Annotated in this window: 14 protein-coding genes; 6 read left to right on the top strand and 8 right to left on the bottom strand. The window is 64.9% G+C overall.

The window, feature by feature from the left end:
- Positions 1–105: 105 nt before the first annotated feature.
- The 3 genes from ACX0GZ_RS08875 to ACX0GZ_RS08865 form a co-directional block, all read right to left on the bottom strand.
- Positions 106–1,209, bottom strand: a complete 1,104-nt coding sequence (locus tag ACX0GZ_RS08875; protein WP_458815518.1) for an energy transducer TonB — start codon at positions 1,207–1,209, stop codon at positions 106–108.
- Between the two features lie 78 nt (positions 1,210–1,287).
- Complete coding sequence (locus ACX0GZ_RS08870) at positions 1,288–1,785, bottom strand: acyloxyacyl hydrolase (protein ID WP_458815516.1); 498 nt, start codon at positions 1,783–1,785, stop codon at positions 1,288–1,290.
- A 98-nt stretch (positions 1,786–1,883) separates the two neighbouring features.
- Complete coding sequence (locus tag ACX0GZ_RS08865) at positions 1,884–3,296, bottom strand: hypothetical protein (protein ID WP_458815514.1); 1,413 nt, start codon at positions 3,294–3,296, stop codon at positions 1,884–1,886.
- A gap of 556 nt (positions 3,297–3,852) precedes the next feature.
- On the opposite strand from ACX0GZ_RS08865, the gene rpoB reads away from it, so the two are divergent.
- From rpoB to ACX0GZ_RS08840, 5 genes are all read left to right on the top strand, one after another.
- A complete protein-coding gene (gene rpoB / locus ACX0GZ_RS08860) occupies positions 3,853–8,031 on the top strand; it encodes a DNA-directed RNA polymerase subunit beta (protein ID WP_458815512.1) in 4,179 nt (1,392 codons plus the stop codon).
- 78 nt (positions 8,032–8,109) lie between these two features.
- Complete coding sequence (rpoC, locus tag ACX0GZ_RS08855) at positions 8,110–12,357, top strand: DNA-directed RNA polymerase subunit beta' (RefSeq protein ID WP_458815510.1); 4,248 nt, start codon at positions 8,110–8,112, stop codon at positions 12,355–12,357.
- 543 nt (positions 12,358–12,900) lie between these two features.
- Positions 12,901–14,433, top strand: coding sequence for a proline--tRNA ligase (gene proS, locus ACX0GZ_RS08850; protein ID WP_458815508.1), 1,533 nt, complete (start codon positions 12,901–12,903; stop codon positions 14,431–14,433).
- 189 nt (positions 14,434–14,622) lie between these two features.
- The gene (locus ACX0GZ_RS08845) at positions 14,623–14,970 is read left to right on the top strand and encodes a DUF6152 family protein (RefSeq protein WP_458815506.1); all 348 of its coding nucleotides are present in this window, start codon (positions 14,623–14,625) and stop codon (positions 14,968–14,970) included.
- 10 nt (positions 14,971–14,980) lie between these two features.
- A complete protein-coding gene (locus ACX0GZ_RS08840; protein WP_458815504.1) occupies positions 14,981–15,466 on the top strand; it encodes a DUF6644 family protein in 486 nt (161 codons plus the stop codon).
- Between the two features lie 62 nt (positions 15,467–15,528).
- Here ACX0GZ_RS08840 and glpD read toward each other — a convergent pair whose 3' ends face one another.
- From glpD to ACX0GZ_RS08825, 3 genes are read right to left on the bottom strand one after another with little or no spacing between them, the layout of a single operon-like run.
- Positions 15,529–16,983 carry a glycerol-3-phosphate dehydrogenase gene (gene glpD / locus ACX0GZ_RS08835; RefSeq protein WP_458815502.1) on the bottom strand — a complete coding sequence of 485 codons (1,455 nt, stop codon included), beginning with the start codon at positions 16,981–16,983 and terminating at the stop codon, positions 15,529–15,531.
- A gap of 19 nt (positions 16,984–17,002) precedes the next feature.
- Positions 17,003–17,671: a DUF938 domain-containing protein gene (locus ACX0GZ_RS08830; protein ID WP_458815500.1), complete on the bottom strand. Its 669-nt coding sequence runs from the start codon at positions 17,669–17,671 to the stop codon at positions 17,003–17,005.
- Positions 17,668–18,288: a hypothetical protein gene (locus ACX0GZ_RS08825; RefSeq protein WP_458815498.1), complete on the bottom strand. Its 621-nt coding sequence runs from the start codon at positions 18,286–18,288 to the stop codon at positions 17,668–17,670. The genes ACX0GZ_RS08830 and ACX0GZ_RS08825 overlap by 4 nt, the downstream gene beginning before the upstream one ends.
- A 324-nt stretch (positions 18,289–18,612) precedes the next feature.
- Here ACX0GZ_RS08825 and ACX0GZ_RS08820 point away from each other — a divergent pair, with 324 nt between their 5' ends.
- Positions 18,613–19,164 (top strand): hypothetical protein, encoded by a 552-nt coding sequence (locus ACX0GZ_RS08820; RefSeq protein ID WP_458815496.1) that lies wholly within the window; start codon positions 18,613–18,615, stop codon positions 19,162–19,164.
- Positions 19,165–19,233: 69 nt separating this feature from the next.
- On the opposite strand, the gene ACX0GZ_RS08815 is transcribed toward ACX0GZ_RS08820, so the two are convergent.
- Positions 19,234–19,986 carry an extensin-like domain-containing protein gene (locus tag ACX0GZ_RS08815; protein ID WP_458815494.1) on the bottom strand — a complete coding sequence of 251 codons (753 nt, stop codon included), beginning with the start codon at positions 19,984–19,986 and terminating at the stop codon, positions 19,234–19,236.
- Positions 19,983–20,744 (bottom strand): NUDIX hydrolase, encoded by a 762-nt coding sequence (locus ACX0GZ_RS08810; RefSeq protein WP_458815492.1) that lies wholly within the window; start codon positions 20,742–20,744, stop codon positions 19,983–19,985. The genes ACX0GZ_RS08815 and ACX0GZ_RS08810 overlap by 4 nt, the downstream gene beginning before the upstream one ends.
- Positions 20,745–20,770 lie beyond the last annotated feature (26 nt).

Below are 20,770 nucleotides of genomic sequence, written 5' to 3'. Positions count from 1 at the left end.
GGCCGCCTCAGCAGCCGAACAAAGCACAAGAAGGGGCGGTCCAGCGATGGGCCGCCCCTTTCTGCTTTACGGGCGCGAACGTCCGGGATCGCGCCGCCGCCGCCTTCAACGTATCCGAAAACGACGTCCGGCTTCCACGCTCGTCAACCCCGCCTGCTGCGACATTTCGAAGCGCACCAACACGACGCAACCGACATAGCCCTGGCGGTTTTCCGCTTTCCGGCCCGCGCGCACGATGCCTGCCGCCCGGTCGCCGAATTCGGCGGCGGGCTCGCTGGCCAGGACGCGGACGTTGCCGGTCGCTCCCCAGGGCGCGGTATCGAAGCCGACAACGGCCCATCCCTCGATCGCGCGCTGGCGAAAGGCGGGCGGGAAGGTCAGTGACAACTGGTTCTGCCACGGCTCGTGAAGCGGGCAGGTCGCGTCGCTGGGGCGAAAGCTGGCGACATGCGGCGCCTCGGGTGCGGCGAGGATTTCGGCGTTGCGCCAAAAGGGATAGGTGCAGCCGGATCGCGCACCATCGGAGAACCGCGAGTCGCGCACCGCCTGAACCGAGGCCCGGTTCAGCGCGGCATTGCCGCTATCGTGTTCGATGCGAGCATCGACGGGTCGGCCATTGGCGTCGAGATCATAGCGCACCATCGCCCAGTCGCGGTTGCCCGCCGATCCGGCAATTTGCTTGAAATCGGGATAGCTGCGGCGGAGCAATTGCGGGCGAGGTTCGTCCGCGCAGTTCGCCCCCTCCCCCTCGATCCGCGCCCATGCCCCGCGTGGCAACTGCCCTGCCGTCGGCCGCAACGAGTAATCAATCAGCGCCGCGACCGGCGCGTCGGCGTATGAGGATTGCTGTGGGCGATAGGTGATCGAGCAGCCGGAGCGTTGGCCAGCGACCTCGAACGTGGAAGCCGCCAGGGCGGGGAGGACATCGTCGCTGAAGGGAGAGAAACCGTTTCCCGTCCTTCGGATCGACAGCGGGCGACCGGACGCATCGAGGCGAAATTCGACCGTGATAGGTTGCAGCGCTGTCGATATATGCGACGCGACTAGGGCATTGGCGGGGGCCCGCAGGATCTTTGCCGCGACCGGCTCTACGCCGCATCGGGCATCTTCGGCAACCCATTGGAGCAATTGTCGCTCACCCGTCGCGGTGCGTATCGGCGGTGAGGTCTGCGCGGACAGCGCGGCGAGCAGAAGCAAGTCCATCGGCATGGGCGTCAGCGTGACCGCCAACGGTCGGACATTCAAGCGGATTTCCGGGTCGCGCGGGTATCGGCACCCACGTTTCGGCTAGAGCCGCCAGTTCGCGCGCACGCCGATAATGTCGAGCCCCGGATTCTGGCCGCCGAACAGCTGAGCGTGGCTGACATGGATCCAGCTGGCCTCGACCGAAAGGTGCGCGGTCGCCTGAATGCCGACCGCGATTTCAGGCTCGAACAACACCCGGCTGCCCAGATCGGTGCGCAGGTTGGTTGCCGGATCGACGCGGAAATCGGGACCGTCATGGATGGCGATGCCGATGCCGGGGCGCACATAAACGCGGTCGCCCAGTTTCCAGCTGAGTCCGGCGGCGAGCAGATTGGTCTCGCCGTCGAGATTGACCACCGCGACGACATAGGGTTCGGGCGATCCGATCGCCGACAACCCCTCGACGGGCGCGAACCGGTATCCCGCCTGGAGATCGGTGCCGCGCTCGCCAATGTCCTTGGTGAAGGGGGTATCGACGCCGTGCGCGGCGATGCCGCCCCACACTTCCTGCCCGGATGCGGGCAAGGGTGCTGCCAGCATGGCCGCAACGATAAGAACCGGAAACCTCAACGCCACTCTCCCGATCGTGTCGCCGCAGCATTGCAGCCATGGCGGAAAGTGCAAGCCCGACCGCGCGATCAGCTCGCCTTGCGCATCGGGACATGCAGCCGCGCACCGACTTCGCGCGTCACGCCGGGGCCGCGGTCGAGGAAGATGGGGCCGAGCTTGTTGGCATCCTGCGCGCCCTTGCCCAGGACGAAGGCGACCGATTTGCGCTCCTCGCGCCCATCGGCCCAGGTGTAGCGCGCGTCGATCATCATGATCGGCACGCAATAGCTGCGCCCGCCGGTCTCCACCGGATTGACCTGTCCCAGCGGCATCGACAGCTTGCCGTTCAGCCCGCTCGCCGTTTGCGGGCCGACTTCCAATGCGGTCGCGGGCGATGGCGGACGTTCTTCGAAGAAGCGCGCGATCTGGGCGTCCTGATCGGCATGCGCGGTCAGCATGGCGGTCGCCACATCAAGCGAGGTCACCGCGACATCGGTGTGGTTTTCGGCGATCAGTTCGAATTCGAGCATCAGCTGGGTCAGACTGACGGTGATGCGCTGGGCATTGAGGATGAAGCCCAGGCCACCGCCATTCGCCCGCGGGCGGGGTGAAGGCGCTGGCAGCGGCACGACGGAAGCGGCGGTGGGCCGGGGCACAGGCGGTGATGGAGGCGGCGGAGAGGCACGCCCCACCGGCGGGATGCGCGTGGTGATGAGCCCCTTTAGCAAGGCGGGGGCGCTGGCTGCGGGTTGCGGTGCAGACGGCGGCGGCACGGGTGCAGGTGCGGGCGCAGGCGCAGGCATGCCGGGCACGGCGCGACGGATATTGGGGTTGGCGACCTCGCCTGCGACGCGGCGCACCGGGACAGGGCCAGCCGGCGTCGTCGGCGCACGGGGCACGGGGGCAACGGGCGGCGGCGGTTCGGCCACGGGTTCGAGGACTTCGGGTGCCTGGTCTTGATGGACGGTATCGCGATCGCGGCGGCGAAGGAACAGCAACCACCCTGCCCCGCCCGCCAGACCGATCGCCGCCAGCGCGATCAGCCAGCGGGGAATGCCGCCCGATGGCTGGTCGGTGGTTTCGCGGGCGGTCGTCGTTTCGGGAAGCGGCTGAGGCGCAGGCGCAGGCGCAGACGTTTCGGATTGCGGCTGCGCGGTGGTGTCGGCCGGAGCCTCCGTTTCGGGCACGGTCGTCGGTGCCGGTGCCGCCGGTTGCGGGGCCGGTGTCGGGCTGGGCGCGGGCGCCGGAGTGGCCGTTTGGGGCTGTGCGGCGCGGGGTTGCGCGGGTGCTGGGGTGGGCGTGATCGTGGGAACGACGACGGGAGGCTGGGCAGGCGTGGGCTCTGCCTGATCCGCCGGCGCGGGCGTCGGCGTCGGGCTGGGCGCAGGCGCTTGCTGGCCGGAAGGGGGCAGCGACCAGTCGCCCATTGGCGGGACGAAGCGGTCCTGGCTCTGGGCGTGTGCGGGCGAGGCAGCGAACGCCAACAGGGCCGCGCCGGTCATCAGAACAGGACGCAACGCAGGGAATCGAACGGAACGGCGATTGGGCATGGTCCTCTCAACGAGCCAATCGCGGCTGAATGCCAGCGGAATATGGGGGAGGATGCGACGAAGCGAGGCCAGGCGACGGTGAAATGATTATCGGTGGATTTGGCTACCGCGTCCTGTTCCAATCTCGCCACGCCAGACCAGTTCCGGGGTCCACCAGACTGCTTTGTGCATCGGATGCAGTTTAAGGTGCGCGCCTGCTGCCCTGTCACCCTGGAACAAGTCCGGGGTGACGGGGTTTGTGGGAAAAGGCCATCGCCAAACTCCGTCTGTCAAATTGACAGACGCGCCCCTAGCGCTTATATCGCCGTCACACCCCAGCATGGATCGAGACAGGATGCGCCGTCGCGCAGTGCGTCCTACGGATGATCGGCCGGGTTCAGGACGCTGAAAAGCTGCGGTTTCCGCTAAGGAGGCACGCGGCTTTTTGCGTCTTTTCCTGCGTCTGAACTCTGTCCGCGAGGGCGGAGCACGACTTTTACGCACGATCAAGATCGAGGCAAAATTCTCTATGGCGACCAAGGCAACCGACAGCGGCGTTCAGCCGCGCGCAGGCGATCGCGGCACGTATCAGCGCCGCATCCGCAAGGTGTTCGGCGACATCCATGAAGTGGTGCAGATGCCGAACCTGATCGAGGTTCAGCGCGAATCCTACGAACAGTTTCTGCGCAGCGATCCGTCGATCGGTTACGTGTCGGGCCTGGAAAAGACGCTGCGCTCGGTGTTCCCGATCCGCGACTTCGCCGGCACCGCCGAGCTGGACTTCGTCACCTATGAACTCGAACCGCCCAAGTTCGACGTCGAGGAATGCCGCCAGCGCGGGATCACCTATGCCGCCCCGATGCGCGTCACGCTGCGCCTGATCGTGTTCGAAGTCGATCCCGATACCGATGCCCGCTCGGTCCTCGATATCAAGGAGCAGGACGTCTATATGGGCGACATGCCCCTGATGACGGGCAACGGTACCTTCTTCATCAACGGCACCGAGCGCGTCATCGTGTCGCAGATGCACCGCTCGCCGGGCGTGCTGTTCGACCATGACCGCGGCAAGACGCACGCGTCGGGCAAGTATCTGTTCGCTGCGCGGGTGATTCCGTATCGCGGCTCGTGGCTCGATTTCGAATTCGACGCCAAGGACATCGTCAATGTCCGCATCGATCGCAAGCGCAAGCTTCCGGTCACCAGCCTCCTGTATGCGCTGGGCCTGACGAGCGAGGAAATTCTCAGCCATTTCTACAACACCGTGACCTTCGTGCGCGGTCCCGATGGCTGGCAGATTCCGTTCGCCGCCGAAAACTGGCGCGGTGCAAAGCCGATGTTCGACATCGTCGATGCCAAGTCGGGCGAGGTCGTGTTCCCGGCGGGTCAGAAGATTTCGCCGCGTGCCGCGAACAAGGCGGCCAAGGACGGCCTGACCGACCTGCTGATCCCGACCGAGGAAATCTTCGGACGCTATTCGGCCTATGACCTGATCAACGAATCCACCGGCCAGATCTATATCGAGGCGGGCGACGAAGTGTCGGCCGATAATCTCGAACTGCTCGACAAGGCGGGCATCGACCGGATCGAACTGCTCGACATCGATCACGTCTCGACCGGACCCTGGATTCGCAACACGCTGAAGGTGGACAAGGCCGAGGAGCGCCAGCAGGCGCTGTCGGACATCTATCGCGTCATGCGCCCCGGTGAGCCGCCGACGCTGGAAACGGCGGAATCGCTGTTCGCTGGCCTGTTCTTCGATCCCGACCGCTACGACCTGTCGGCCGTCGGTCGCGTCAAGCTCAACATGCGTCTCGACCTCGACGCCGAGGATACCGTTACGACGCTGCGCACCGAGGATATCCTCGCGGTGGTCAAGACGCTCGTGGACCTGAAGGACGGCAAGGGCGAAGTCGACGACATCGACAATCTGGGCAACCGCCGCGTGCGTTCGGTGGGCGAATTGCTCGAGAACCAGTATCGCGTCGGCCTTCTCCGCATGGAACGCGCGGTCAAGGAGCGCATGTCGTCAGTCGATGTGTCGACGGTCATGCCGAACGACCTGATCAACGCGAAGCCCGCGGTCGCTGCGGTGCGCGAATTCTTCGGCTCGTCGCAGCTGTCGCAGTTTATGGATCAGACCAACCCGCTGTCGGAAGTGACGCACAAGCGTCGCGTTTCGGCACTTGGGCCGGGCGGTCTGACGCGTGAACGTGCAGGCTTCGAAGTCCGCGACGTTCACCCGACGCATTATGGCCGCATCTGCCCGATCGAAACGCCGGAAGGCCCGAACATCGGTCTGATCAACAGCCTGGCGACGTTCAGCCGCGTCAACAAATACGGCTTCATCGAAACGCCCTATCGCCGTATTGTCGACGGCAAGGTGACCGACGAGGTCGTCTATCTGTCGGCGATGGAAGAGCAGAAGCACACCGTTGCGCAGGCATCGGCAGAGCTGAACGCGGACGGTTCGTTCGCCGAAGAACTCGTGTCGGCGCGTCAGGCGGGCGAATTCCTGATGGCGCTGCCTGATCAGGTCACGCTGATGGACGTCAGCCCCAAGCAGCTCGTCTCGGTCGCGGCATCGCTCATTCCGTTCCTGGAAAACGATGACGCCAACCGCGCGCTGATGGGATCGAACATGCAGCGTCAGGCCGTGCCGCTGGTGCGCGCCGAAGCGCCGTTCGTCGGCACCGGCATGGAATCGACGGTCGCACGCGATTCGGGCGCGGCCATCGCGGCCCGCCGCGCTGGCATCGTCGATCAGGTCGATGCGACCCGCATCGTCATCCGCGCGACCGGCGAAGTCGATGCCACCGAAAGCGGCGTCGACATCTACACGCTGATGAAGTTCCAGCGGTCGAACCAGAACACCTGCATCAACCAGCGTCCGCTGGTGAAGGTGGGCGACGTGGTCAAGGCGGGCGAGGTGCTGGCCGACGGCCCGTCGACCGAGCTGGGCGAACTCGCACTGGGCCGCAACAGCCTGGTCGCGTTCATGCCGTGGAACGGGTATAACTACGAAGACGCGATCCTGATCTCGGAGCGCATCGCCAAGGACGACGTGTTCACCTCGATCCATATCGAGGAATTCGAAGTCGCGGCGCGCGATACCAAGCTGGGGCCGGAAGACATCACCCGCGACATCCCCAATGTCGGCGAGGAGGCGCTGCGCAACCTCGACGAAGCGGGCATCGTCTATATCGGTGCAGAGGTCGAACCGGGCGATATTCTGGCCGGCAAGATCACCCCCAAGGGTGAATCGCCAATGACGCCGGAAGAAAAGCTGCTCCGCGCGATCTTCGGTGAAAAGGCGAGCGACGTGCGCGACACCTCGCTTCGCCTGCCGCCGGGCGTGGCCGGGACCGTCGTCGAAGTGCGCGTGTTCAACCGCCACGGCATCGACAAGGACGAGCGCGCGATGGCGATCGAGCGCGAGGAAATCGAGCGTCTGAAGAAGGATTCGGACGACGAACGCGGCATTCTGAACCGTGCAACCTGGTCGCGCCTGAAGGACATGCTGCTCGGCCAGACCGCGACCTCGGCGCCCAAGGGCATCAAGAAGGGCTCGGAAATCACCGAGGACCTGCTTGATCAGGTCGATCGTCACGAATGGTGGAAGTTCGGCGTCGCCGACGACCAGATGCAGTCGAACCTGGAAGCCGTGAAGGCCCAGTATGACGAAGCCGCGAAGAAGATCACGGACAAGTTCCACGATCGTCGCGAGAAGCTGGAACGCGGTGACGAGCTGCCGCCCGGCGTCTTGAAGATGGTCAAGGTGTTCGTCGCGGTGAAGCGCAAGCTGCAACCGGGCGACAAGATGGCCGGCCGCCACGGCAACAAGGGCATCATCAGCCGCATCCTGCCGGTCGAGGACATGCCGTTCCTCGAAGACGGAACGCCTGTCGACCTCGTGCTCAACCCGCTGGGCGTGCCGTCGCGCATGAACGTCGGCCAGATCTTCGAGACGCATCTGGGCTGGGCCGCACGCGGTCTGGGCCAGCAGGTCGCCGAGTCGCTGGAGAAATGGCGCGAGGACAATCCGAACGCCGCGCCGGGCACCATGCCCGAGCCGGTCAAGGAACGCCTCAAGACCATCTATGGCGAACAATATCACGAGGATATCGACTCGCGGTCGGCAGACCAGATCGTCGAGCTGGCCGGGCATCTGAAGACGGGCGTGCCGATGGGGACGCCGGTTTTCGACGGCGCGCGCGAAAGTGACGTGTCGGCGATGCTCGAACTCGCCGGACTCGACCCCTCGGGTCAGTCGGTGCTGTTCGACGGACGCACGGGCGAAGCGTTCGACCGCAAAGTGACCGTGGGCATCATTTACATGCTCAAGCTGCACCATCTGGTCGACGACAAGATCCATGCGCGTTCGATCGGGCCGTATTCGCTCGTCACCCAGCAGCCGCTGGGCGGCAAGGCGCAGTTCGGCGGCCAGCGCTTCGGCGAAATGGAGGTCTGGGCGCTCCAGGCCTATGGTGCGGCGTATACCTTGCAGGAAATGCTGACGGTCAAGTCGGACGACGTGATCGGACGCACCAAGGTCTATGAAGCGATCGTCAAGGGCGACGACACGTTCGAGGCGGGCATTCCCGAGAGCTTTAACGTGCTCGTCAAGGAAATGCGCTCGCTGGGCCTGAACGTCGAGCTGAAGTCGATCGAGGAACTCGACGACGACGGCGTGGCGATCGCGGCGGAGTAAGGTGTCTGGCCTCTGCTCTCCCAGGCAGAGGCCCACGCTTTTAGCACGATGAATTTGACCCCTTAGAGGGACTGAAAAATGAACGAACTGACCAATTTCGCGAACCCGGTGGCAAAGCCGGAAACCTTTGACCAGATCCAGATCGGTATCGCGTCGCCGGATCGCATTCGCTCGTGGAGCTTCGGCGAGATCAAGAAGCCCGAGACTATCAACTATCGCACGTTCAAGCCCGAGCGTGACGGCCTGTTCTGCGCGCGCATCTTCGGTCCGATCAAGGATTACGAATGCCTGTGCGGCAAGTACAAGCGGATGAAGTACAAGGGCATCGTCTGCGAAAAATGCGGCGTCGAGGTTACCGTGTCGAAGGTCCGCCGCGAGCGGATGGGCCATATCGAACTGGCAGCCCCCGTCGCGCACATCTGGTTCCTGAAGTCGCTGCCTTCGCGCATCGGCCTGCTGCTCGACATGCAGTTGAAGCAGCTCGAGCGCGTTTTGTATTTCGAAAGCTACATCGTCATCGAGCCGGGCATCACCGCGCTTGAGCGCTATCAGCTGCTGACCGAGGACGAACTCCTCAGCGCACAGGACGAATATGGCGAAGACGCCTTCACCGCCGGGATCGGTGCGGAAGCCGTCAAGCAGATGCTGATGGACCTCGACCTCGAAGGCGAGCGCCGCGACCTGCTGGAAGAATTGTCGACCACCAAGTCGGAACTCAAGCCCAAGAAGATCATCAAGCGGCTGAAGGTCGTGGAATCCTTCATCGATTCAGGCAATCGCCCCGAATGGATGATCCTCGACGTCGTGCCGGTCATCCCGCCCGAACTTCGCCCGCTGGTGCCGCTGGACGGTGGCCGTTTCGCCACCTCGGACCTGAACGACCTGTATCGCCGCGTCATCAACCGCAACAACCGCCTGAAGCGCTTGATGGAACTGCGCGCGCCGGACATCATCGTCCGCAACGAAAAGCGCATGTTGCAGGAAGCAGTCGACGCACTGTTCGACAACGGCCGCCGTGGTCGCACGATTACGGGCGCCAACAAGCGTCCGCTCAAGTCGCTGTCCGACATGCTCAAGGGCAAGCAGGGCCGCTTCCGCCAGAACCTGCTCGGCAAGCGCGTCGATTATTCGGGCCGTTCGGTCATCGTGACGGGTCCCGAACTTAAGCTGCATCAGTGCGGACTGCCCAAGAAAATGGCGCTCGAACTGTTCAAGCCGTTCATCTACGCGCGCCTCGACGCCAAGGGCCTGAGCATGACGCTCAAGCAGGCGAAGAAGTGGGTCGAAAAGGAGCGCAAGGAAGTCTGGGACATTCTGGATGAAGTCATCCGCGAGCATCCCGTCCTTCTGAACCGCGCGCCGACGCTCCACCGCCTCGGCATCCAGGCGTTCGAGCCGGTGCTGATTGAGGGCAAGGCGATCCAGCTACACCCGCTGGTCTGCTCGGCGTTCAACGCCGACTTTGATGGCGACCAGATGGCCGTCCACGTTCCGCTGAGCCTTGAGGCGCAGTTGGAAGCGCGCGTCCTGATGATGTCGACCAACAACATCCTGTCGCCCGCCAACGGCAAGCCGATCATCGTGCCGTCGCAGGACATGGTGCTGGGCCTCTATTACCTGTCGATCATGAAGGAAAATGAGCCTGGCGAAGGCATGATCCTGTCGGGTCTGGAAGAAGTGCATCAGGCGCTCGACGCCGGGGCCGTGACGCTTCACACCAAGATCACGTCGCGCGTTCCTCAGGTCGATGCGGACGGCAACGAATATCTGAAGCGCGTGGAAACCACGCCGGGCCGCATGTTGCTGGGCGAAAAGCTGCCCAAGAGCCACAAGGTGCCGTTCGAAACCGTCAACCGCCTGCTCACCAAGAAGGACGTGGGCGACGTCATCGACGAGGTGTATCGCCACACCGGCCAGAAGGAGACCGTGCTGTTCGCCGACGGCATCATGGGCCTGGGCTTCAAACACGCGTTCAAGGCGGGCATCTCGTTCGGCAAGGACGACATGATCATCCCTGAAGCGAAGGTTGCTCTGGTCGATGAAACCCGGACGCTGGTGAAGGATTACGAGCAGCAATATCAGGACGGCCTGATCACCCAGCAGGAAAAGTACAACAAGGTAATCGACGCCTGGAGCCGTTGCGGCGACCAGGTGGCGAACGCCATGATGGACCAGATCAAGTCGGTGAAGAAGGACCCCGAAACGGGCCGCGAACTGCCGATCAACTCGATCTACATGATGGCGCATTCGGGTGCGCGTGGCAGCCAGGCGCAGATCAAGCAGCTTGCGGGGATGCGCGGGCTGATGGCCAAGCCGTCGGGCGAGATCATCGAAACGCCGATCATCTCGAACTTCAAGGAAGGCCTGACCGTCCTCGAATACTTCAATTCGACCCACGGCGCCCGCAAGGGCCTGGCCGACACCGCTCTCAAGACGGCGAATTCGGGTTACCTGACCCGCCGTCTGGTCGACGTGTCGCAGGACTGCGTCATCGTCGAAGAGGATTGCGGCACCGAACGCGCGCTCGAAATGCGGGCGATCGTTCAGGGCGGCTCGACCATCGCGTCGCTTGGCGAACGTATTCTCGGCCGTACCACGGCAGAGGATGTGGTCGATGCCAAGACCGGCGAGGTGCTGATTCCCACCGGCACGCTGCTCGACGAGGCGCATATCGTCCAGATCGAGGGCATCGGGCTTCAGGGCATGAAGATCCGTTCGCCGCTGGTGTGCGAATCGAAGATCGGCGTCTGCGGCAAATGCTATGGTCGCGACCTCGCACGCGGGACGCCGGTTAACATCGGTGAAGCCGTCGGCGTCATCGCGGCGCAGTCGATCGGCGAGCCCGGCACCCAGTTGACGATGCGGACCTTCCACATTGGCGGTGCGGCGCAGCTCAACGAAACATCGAACCTGGAAGCGCCGGTGGACGGCAAGGTCGAATTCCGCGACCTGCGCATCATCGTCGACCAGCGCGGTCGCCGCGTGGTGCTCAGCCGCTCGGGCGAAATGGCGATCGTCGACATGGACGGACGCGAAAAGGCGGTGCACCGTATTCCCTACGGCGCCTATGTCATGTTCGACGATGGCCATATCGTGACCCAGGGCGACCGGATGGCCGAATGGGATCCGTTCACCGCACCGGTGATCACGGAAACCGGCGGCACGGTGAAGTATCAGGACCTGATCGAGGGCAAGACGCTCACCGAACAGGCCGACGAAGCCACCGGCATCACCCAGCGCGTGGTCATCGAATTCCGCGCATCGGCCCGCTCGAAGGAGGATTTGCGTCCGCGCATCACCCTGCTCGACGAAGGCTCGGGTGAAACCGCACGCTATATGCTCCAGCCCGGCGCCGTGCTGTCGGTCGAGGATAATGCCGTGGTCCAGGCAGGCGACGTCGTCGCCCGCGTGGCGCGTGAATCGGCCAAGACCCGCGACATCACCGGCGGTCTGCCGCGCGTGGCGGAGCTGTTCGAAGCGCGCAAGCCCAAGGAAAATGCGATCATCGCCAAGGTCTCTGGCCGCGTGGTGTTCGGCAAGGACTATAAGGCGAAGCGCAAGATCGGCATCCAGCCCGAGGATGGCGGCGACGTGGTCGAATATCTGGTGCCCAAGTCGAAGGTGATCGACGTCCAGGAAGGCGATTACGTCAAGCGCGGCGACAATCTGATCGGCGGCTCGCCCGATCCGCACGACATCCTGGAAGTCATGGGCATCGAGCCTCTGGCCGAATATCTCGTATCGGAAATCCAGGAAGTCTACCGACTTCAGGGCGTGAAGATCAACGACAAGCACATCGAGACGATCGTTCGTCAGATGCTGCAAAAGGTTGAGATCACCGACGGCGGCGACACCACGCTGCTGGCGGCCGAACAGGTCGATCGCGAGGAAATGGACGCGATCAACGCCAAGCTGGAGAAGAACCAGGCTCCCGCACAGGGCAAGCCCATCCTGCTCGGCATCACCAAGGCGTCGTTGCAGACCCGCAGCTTCATCTCAGCGGCGTCGTTCCAGGAAACCACCCGCGTGCTCACGCAGGCGGCGGTCGAGGGCAAGCAGGACACCCTGCTCGGCCTGAAGGAAAACGTCATCGTCGGGCGCCTGATCCCGGCGGGTACGGGCGCAGGCATGAACCGCCTGCGCGTCGCGGCCTCGTCGCGCGATGCGGCGCTTCGTGCCCAGCAGCGCAAGTTGCAGGAAGCGATGATTGCACCGGCGTCCGCGGCAGAAGAGCATGAGGCCGAACTGGCCCAGGGGCCGGAAGCCGCGATCGGCGACAGCCCGCTCGCCGAAATGGCGGTGCAGGACGGCGAAGGCGAGGCTTAGGGTCAGGACTCATTAGCGGCGCGGGTCGTGATGTCGCCATGCGGGTTTGTGGCAAGGAAAAGCGCCGAAGGCGGGGCATCGCCCCGTCGAGGGGGTTTGAAGCGGCCACGGGCCTGCAGGGCGACACCCCAAAGGGGCGGGGCGGGAAAGCGGCCTGACGGCGTTGCGCGATTGCCAGATAGCGTTGCTATCTGCCGCACGCGCGCCTTGCCAGCCCACGTTCCCGCCACCGTCACGACCGCGCCGTTAATGGGTCCTGACCCTAAGCCCCTCGCCGGGTCCGCCCGGTACTGATTGAACAAAAAAACCGCCGTCGGGAGCGATCCCGGCGGCGGTTTTCGTTTCTGTGGTGCGGCACCCCCGCCCAACCGTCACCCCGGCCGAAGTGCCGGGGTCCACCTGGCAGTCTCCGCAGCGCTAGAGGTTCAAACGCTCGCAAGCGGCTTGGTGGACCCCGGCACTCCGGCCGGGGTGACGTGATGAGTTGGAAGCACCCCCCACCAAAGATTGACGCGCGCGTTCGTCGCGCTAACGGTCGCGGCCATGATCAAGCACGCTCTGACCGTCAAACGCGCCGACGATTTCGCCGCCTGGTATCAACAGGTCATCACCGAAGCCGATCTGGCCGAGGAATCGGGTGTGCGCGGGTGCATGGTGATCCGTCCCTGGGGCTACGGCATCTGGGAACGCATCCAGCGGCTGCTCGACGACCGAATCAAGGCGACGGGGCATGAGAATTGCTATTTTCCGCTGTTCATCCCGCTCTCCTATTTTGAGAAGGAAGCCGAGCATGTCGACGGTTTCGCCAAGGAAATGGCGGTCGTCACGCACCACCGGTTGATCCAGAGGGACGGCAAGCTGGTCCCCGATCCGGCGGCGAAGCTGGAAGAGCCTTTGGTCGTGCGGCCGACATCGGAAACCGTGATCGGCGCGGCGTTTTCGCGCTGGATCAAATCGTGGCGCGACCTACCCGTGCTCATCAACCAATGGGCCAATGTCGTCCGCTGGGAAATGCGGACGCGGATGTTCCTGCGCACCAGCGAGTTCCTGTGGCAGGAAGGCCATACCGCGCACGCAACCGAGGCCGAGGCGCGCGAAGAAACGCTCAAGATGCTGGAAGTCTATCGCAGCTTTTCGGAGGATTGCCTGGGCGTGCCCGTGATCGCGGGCGAAAAGCCCGAGCATGAGCGGTTTCCGGGCGCGGTCGCGACCTATTCGATCGAGGCGATGATGCAGGACGGCAAGGCGCTGCAAGCCGGCACGTCGCACTTTCTGGGCACGACCTTTTCCTCGGCGCAGAATATCCGGTTCCAGAACAACGAAGGCCAGCTCGAGCTGGCGCAGACCACCAGCTGGGGCGTATCGACGCGGATGATCGGCGGCGTCATCATGGTGCACGGCGACGATGACGGCCTGCGCGTGCCGCCACGGATTGCGCCGTGGCAGGTGGTGATCGTGCCGATGCTGCGCGACGTGCCCGAAGATGCGGCGCTGATCGATTACTGCACCGAACTCCATGCCCGGATCGCGCGCGAAACCGCATTGGGCGAGCCGGTACGCGTGCTGCTCGATCGCCGCCCGGCCAAGGCGGCGGCCAAACGCTGGGGCTGGGTGAAGAAAGGCGCACCGATCATCGTCGAGGTCGGCGGGCGCGACATGGCGGGCGGCCAGGTCACCGTGATCCGCCGCGATCGCCTCTATCGCGAGGATGGCAAGCTGGACAGCGCAGGGGCAAGCCGCGACGATTTCGTCGGATCGGTCGGCGCGCTGCTCGATGAAATCCAGGGCACGCTCCATGCCGACGCAAAGGCGCGGCTGGATGGCGGCATCACGCGCGGCGTCACCGAATTCGACGCGCTGAAAGCCCATTTCGAGCAAGGTGGAAAATATCCCGGCTGGGTCGAGGTTCAGTGGGCCAGGCCGACCGGCGATGCACTGGACAAGGTGGTCGCGCGGCTGAAGGAATTGAAGCTGACCGTGCGCAACGTGCCGAACGAAGCCGCGCCGGTCGATGGCGTCTGCATCTTCAGCGGCGAACCGGCGGTCGAGCGGATATTGGTCGCTCGCGCCTATTGATAAAGCCCCAGGGAGCCGCTCGCGAAGCGAGGGGTGGAGGGGGCTGGTCGAATGCGCTGCGCTTAGAGGTGCGCCCCCTCCGTCAGTCGCTGGCGCGACTGCCACCTTCCCGTGCCGGGGAGGAACATGATATTTGAACTCCGCCCCCATTCATGCGTATCCTTCCCTGTCCAAATCGGGAGAGACACCATGCGCCGCATCGCCCTGTTCGCCGCAGCCGCCGTCGCGATTACCGCGCCTGCGCTCGCGCATCACGGCTGGTCGTCTTATGATGAGACCAAGCCGATCACGCTTAACGGCACCCTGACCTCCGTAAGCTGGACCAATCCGCACGGCACCGCGACGATGCGGTGGCGCGGGCAGCAATGGGACGTGATCCTGGCCCCCGTCAGCCGGATGACCGCGCGCGGTCTTAGCGAGGCAGAAATCGCACCGGGCCAGCGGATCGCCATGACCGGCTATGCCCGGCGCGACGGCACGTCCGAAATGCGGATCGAACGCGTGATGGTCGGCGACAAGACGGTCGAATTGCGCTGATCAGCAAAACGTGGACGCGCTGATCCTGTCCGCCGCTCAATGGCTCGACGCCGTCGGCATCGGGCCGTGGGCGCGCGGCGGAGCGCTGATCTATCCGGTCGCCAACACGCTCCACCTGCTGGGCCTCGTCATGCTGGTGGGCGGGATCGGGATCGTCGATCTGCGCGTGCTGGGGTTCTGGAGCCGATTGCCGATCGAGGCGCTGTCGCGCGCCCTGACCCCGGTCGCGATCGCGGGGTTGATCCTCATGGTCCCCACGGGCGTGGTCTTGTTCGCCGCCGACGGCGTGGCGTTGTCGGGATCGGTCGCGTTCGAGCGCAAGCTGGTGCTGATCGCCATCGCACTGGCCAATGCGCTGGCGTTCCGGGGGATGTTCGGCAAGCGGATCGGCGGCTGGGGCGACCGGGCGCCCGCGCTGGCGCGGATCATGGCGGGGGCGTCGATCCTGTTATGGTTGCTGATCGGGACGCTGGGACGCTGGATCGCCTATAGCTGATCGGGGAACACCCACGCCGTTCGTTTCGAGCGAAGCCGAGAAACGAACGGGGGAAGAGAGCTTCAACCGTTATCCTCGAACCACGCCGCGATGCGCGCCGTCACCGCATCATTCATCGCCATCCCCAGTTTGGACCGTCGCCACAACACGTCGTCCGCCGTGCGCGCCCATTCCCTGTCCCGCATCCAGCGCAACTCGACCTCGGTAAGCCCGCCGCCCAGATCTTTGCCCAGTCCGGCGACGTCCGATATCCGGTCGAGCATTTCGAACAGCTGCGTCCCATAGGCATGCGTCATGCGTTCGGCCCGCATCGCCCCCAGAAACGGAAAGCGATCACGAACTCGCGTCAGCAATGCCTCGAAACCCTCGGCATCGCCGCCGGGCAAGGGTCGGCGACGCGTGTCGTCTGCCACTGGCCAGCCCATGACATCGCCCAGCCGGCGCATGGCATCCTCACCCAGCGCACGCGCGGTGGTGATCTTGCCGCCATAGACGGTCAGCACCGGCGGCCCGTCCTCGTCGATTGCCAGACTGTAGTCGCGGGTGACGGCGCGCGCCTGTTCCGCGCCGTCATCGACCAGCGCGCGAACCCCCGACCACATATGGCGCACGTCGTCGCGCGCGATGCGGCGGGTGAAGGACCGGTTGGCGGCATCGATCAGATAGGCGATCTCGGCTTCGTCGATCACCGCCTGTTCGGGCGTGTCCACCGCCACATCGGTGGTGCCGATCGCGGTGTAGCGATCGAGCCACGGCACCGCGAACACGATCCGACGGTCGGGTTGTTGCAGGATATAGGCGTGGTCGCCGTCGTAAAGCCGATCGACGACGATATGGCTGCCCTTGACCAGTCGCAGCCCCGGTCCCGGTTCGGCATCGATGACGCCTGCGACCTGGGGCGCCCAGGGCCCGGTTGCGTTGACCAGCGCCCTTGCCTCCACCACTCGCCCGTCCGACAGCGTCGCGCGCCAGCCCTTTCGCGTGCGGGTCGCGTCGACCAGCGCGGTTCGCGTGGCGATTTCAGCACCCATGCGCGCGGCATCGACCGCCATCGCCAGCGTCAGCCGGGCATCGTCTACCCAGGCATCGGCATAGACGAAGCCGCGCTTCGCCCCCTTGAGCGGCGCGCGGTAGAGCGAATCCGCTTCTCGCAACCCCCGCGACCTTGGCAGCGACGATCGCCCGCCCAGCAGGTCGTAGAGCAACAACCCCGCACGGACCAACCACCAGGGCCGCACCGCATGGTCGTGGGGAAGAACGAATTGCATCGGTCGGATCAGGTGCGGCGCAGCTGCGATCAGCCGTTCGCGTTCGTGCAGCGCTTCATGCACCAGCCGGAACTCGTACGTCTCCAGATAGCGCAGCCCGCCGTGGATCAGCTTGGTCGAGGCGGACGAAGTATGACTCGCCAGATCGTCCTTTTCGACCAGCAGCACCGTGCGTCCGTTGACCGCCGCCTCGCGCGCGATGGCGCAGCCGTTGATTCCGCCACCAATGATCAGGAGGTCGTACGCCACGCCGCGCACCCTAACCGTTTCAGCTCGCTGGCGTCACCCCGGATCGGCCATTGCGGAACATCAGCATCAGATTGTTGGCGGGCATCTCGACCAGTCGATCGAAATCCAGCCCCCTCGCGGCCGCTGCGGCGGTCACATCCTCGACGCTGCGCAGCCCCCATCGCGCATCACGCGACTTGAGCGAGGCGTCGAATGCCAGGTTGGACGGCGCGGTCGCCACGTCGCCGCGGAGATAGGGGCCGTACAGGATCAAGGGCGCACCGTCGGCCAGCACCACCGCCGCGCCGCTCATCAGCCCCAATGTCGCTTCCCACGGTGCGATGTGCACCATGTTGACGCACAGCAGCGCGTCGGCCCGATCGACCGGCCAGCCCGGATCGGTCGCGTCGATGGCGATGGGTGTGGCGACATTTTCCAGTCCGGCGGTCCACGACGCGATCGATGCGAGCGCGGACGGATCGGGATCGCTCGGTTGCCAGTCCAGCGTCGGAAATCGCTCGGCGAAATAGGCGATATGCTCCCCCGTGCCGCTCGCGATTTCCAGCACCGTGCCGCTGTTCGGAAGCACATCCGCCAGCACCGCCGCGATCGCATCGCGGTTGCGTTCGGTCGCCGGGGCATGGCGGCGCGCGCCGTTATCGGCTTCCCAATTGGACGACGTCTCGGGTGTGCCAACCGGCGATGTCACCGGCCGCACGCCGAGCGATCACCCGCTTCGCAGGCGACGACGCGCGCCCGCCAGTCTGCCATACGCGCCTGTTCGCGTTCGGCATGATCGGCGTTGATGCGTTCGACCTCGGCGCGGTACTCGGCCAGGCGGCGGGCGTTTTCTGCCTCCACCCGTTCGCGGGCTTCGCGGTTGAGCGTTTCGGCGCGCTGCATTTCCATCCGGTGCCGCTCGGCCTGTTCGGCGTAGAGCCTTGCCGCGACGGCGCGCTGCTCTTCTTCCGATGGCCCCAGCAGCGTTTCCATGATCGCATCGACGCGTCCAGCCGCGCTTTCCTCGGCGTTCGGCACCGTCTCTGCGGCTGCCGCTGCTCGCGTATCGCCCACCGCTGCGGCGCCAGCGGCCAGCGCCGGTGTCACGGACGTCGTCGCTGCCGACACCTCGGCATCGGGATCGGCGGGAGCGTCCAAGGCGTCGGCGGCTGCTTCTGCATCATCGACGCGCGAGAAGGGATCGCTGCTGACCGACACCGACGGCGGCAGGTCGATGGTCTGGATCGGATTGCTGGTTTGGGCCGTCGCGGGCGTTGCGCCCAGCGCCAGCGCCAGCGCCACGCCGCTCATCAACAGGATACGCATCACAAAATCCTCGTCTTTTATCCTCAAAAGCTGTGGTCGACGCGACGCCAGGTCAACCCGTCGCGCGCCGAACGACATCGTTCCCGGTTCAGAACGATCAAAACGGCCTGGGGTTGCCCGGCTTGGGTCGAGACGCATTGTTGCGCAAATATCGCAGTTTGGCGACATATTCACAAATGCGTTACGCTTCGTCGCAACCTTTGTTGCAACGCAACAGCTTTCGTGATTCCTTGATGAACGAGCAAAGACCGGGTTGTTCAGCAGGTTGTTAACCATGCTCTGCAATACTTGGCTTGGTTATCCACGGGGGTGGGAGTGAATGAGATGGGCAGTCGCATGAAACCGGCCGAAGGCGCAATGACGCTGGCGGAAATGAAGGAATTTGCCAGCTTTCCGTCATCGACCCAGCGCTATGTTCGCCGGTCGCTCGACATCGGTCTCGACCGCGACGACGCGCTGACGCGCTGGTCGCGCGACGTGGTCGAGGCGGCGAGCATCCGGGCGCAGGCGCGCATTTACGACCGCCTGCCCGATCTTCGCGCGACGATCCCCGACGACAGCGCGCTGGACGCGATCGAGCCGTTCATGGCGCCGCTGATTACGGTGTCGGCTTTCGATCTGGGTCAGGGTCGGCTGACCAGCTTTTCCGCCTATCGCTTCCTGTACGAGCGACTGGTGGGTGCAGAGGTTCGCCCGTTCCTGCCCGCTGCATTCTGCGCGGCGGCGGCGATGCCGCATCTGCATCCCGACCTGCGCCGCAAGTTGCTCCAGTCGATTTCGGAAGCGGCAGCGACCGCATCCGGCTGGTCCTCGCGCCAACCCGCCTTCTACCCCGCCTGGGTGGAAAAGGTGGGCGCGCAGCCGATGGCGCATTGATCGCGACAAATCTCTAAACCGTTGGTGCTGAGCCTGTCGAAGCACCAACGGTTTTGGGGACAAACGCGGTTACCGACACGCCCCGCCCATGCCGCGCCTCGCATGGTCGAAATGGAAATGGTCGGCGTGCGCCGCGTTGTAATCGGGTGACAGGACCGTGGTAAACAGGTCGCACGCCCCGTCGCGCACCTCGCGCAGGAACGCGCCCTTTTCGGCATCGTCCCAGTCGCGGATCAGCGTGATCCGCTCGCCATTTTCCAGCACGAAGCCAGCCACGTCGAACGCATTGGCGGTCGCATGTTCGCTCCACGCCCCCTCGTCGCGGCCATAGAGGCGACGGCAGCTGTAACTGCCGAAATGCTCGATCCGGGCAACCGGGCTGCCGAAATGCGCCTGTGCGGCGGGCTGGACGACATTCCATTCCCACATGGCCAGCGACGCCGCGACCGGGCAGGATACTCCGACCCCGGCAGGCGAAAAGCCGATGTTGCGCGCCCCGCCAGCGGCAAAGCGCACCGCATTGTCATAGCCGCACTGGGCGCTCGGATTGACGGGATCGAGCGCGTCATATTCCACGCCTGCGCGGTCGAGCAACGCCCGACACTGGCCGAAATCGTCGCCCAGCCCGTTGAGCTTGCCGCGCGTGAACAGCCCCACCGGTTGCGCCAGGTCGAGTTCGGTCCAGGGCAAGTCCTGCGGCCGGTCGCGTGCGAAGGAATAAAGAAACAGCCCCGCCCCCGCGACGACCGACAGCGCCACCAGCCAGCCGATCGTTCGCCTGAACGCCTTCAATCCGCGCGCCTGCCGCCTGCCCCGGCTCATGCCCGGTCGGCGTCTTCCATCGGTATGGCGGTGACTGGGTAACCCAGGTCGTCGGGGATGCAGAGATGATCGGTGCCGCGCCGCGCCTCCACCCAGGGGACGATCTTGCGGACGGGATGGGCATTGGCGTGGGTCATGGCCTCATCGAAACTGCCGAACTGCGCCAGACGTTCCAGATTGCGCCGTGTCGGAAAGATCAGCCGCGCCTCGCCGCGATCGGCGCTCGCCAGCACCTCTGCGGCGCTCGCCCAGAAAATGCGCGTATTCTCGGTCCCGTCCACCTCGGGCGGGGGGTGATCCTCATCCCAGCGTGCGAGATAGAAACGCGTGTCGAACACCCTGACCAGCTTGTGATGCGGGCACCAGCGCGACCAGGGCACCAGCATTTCCGGCGCCAGCGTCGCATCGATCGTCGCCAGCGCCTCAAGGATCGCATCGCCGTCATGCAGACGCGCGCGCACGCGCCCCAGCGCGTATCCGCCCTCCAGTCCGCTCACGCCGACCGCGACGCCAGCCTCCTCGATCGTCTCGCGCACCGCGGCGATCCGCGCCGCCATGTCATCGGGGTCGCCGTCGAACCCCGCCCCGGCCACCCGATCGCCCGGATCGATGCGTCCGCCGGGAAACACCAGCGCACCGCCCGCAAATCGCATCGTGCGTGCGCGTTCGACCATCAGCAACTGCGGCGGCGCCGCGGCACGGTCGCGCATCACGATGACGGTGGCGGCGGGAATCGGATCGGGGGGCGTCTCTGTCATCGCCGATGGGTGTAGCCTAGCCACGG

It is taken from the genome of Sphingomonas aestuarii (genome assembly GCF_054457155.1).
The sequence above is the reverse complement of the archived record's forward strand: the minus strand, read 5'-3'. Positions and strand labels throughout refer to the sequence as shown.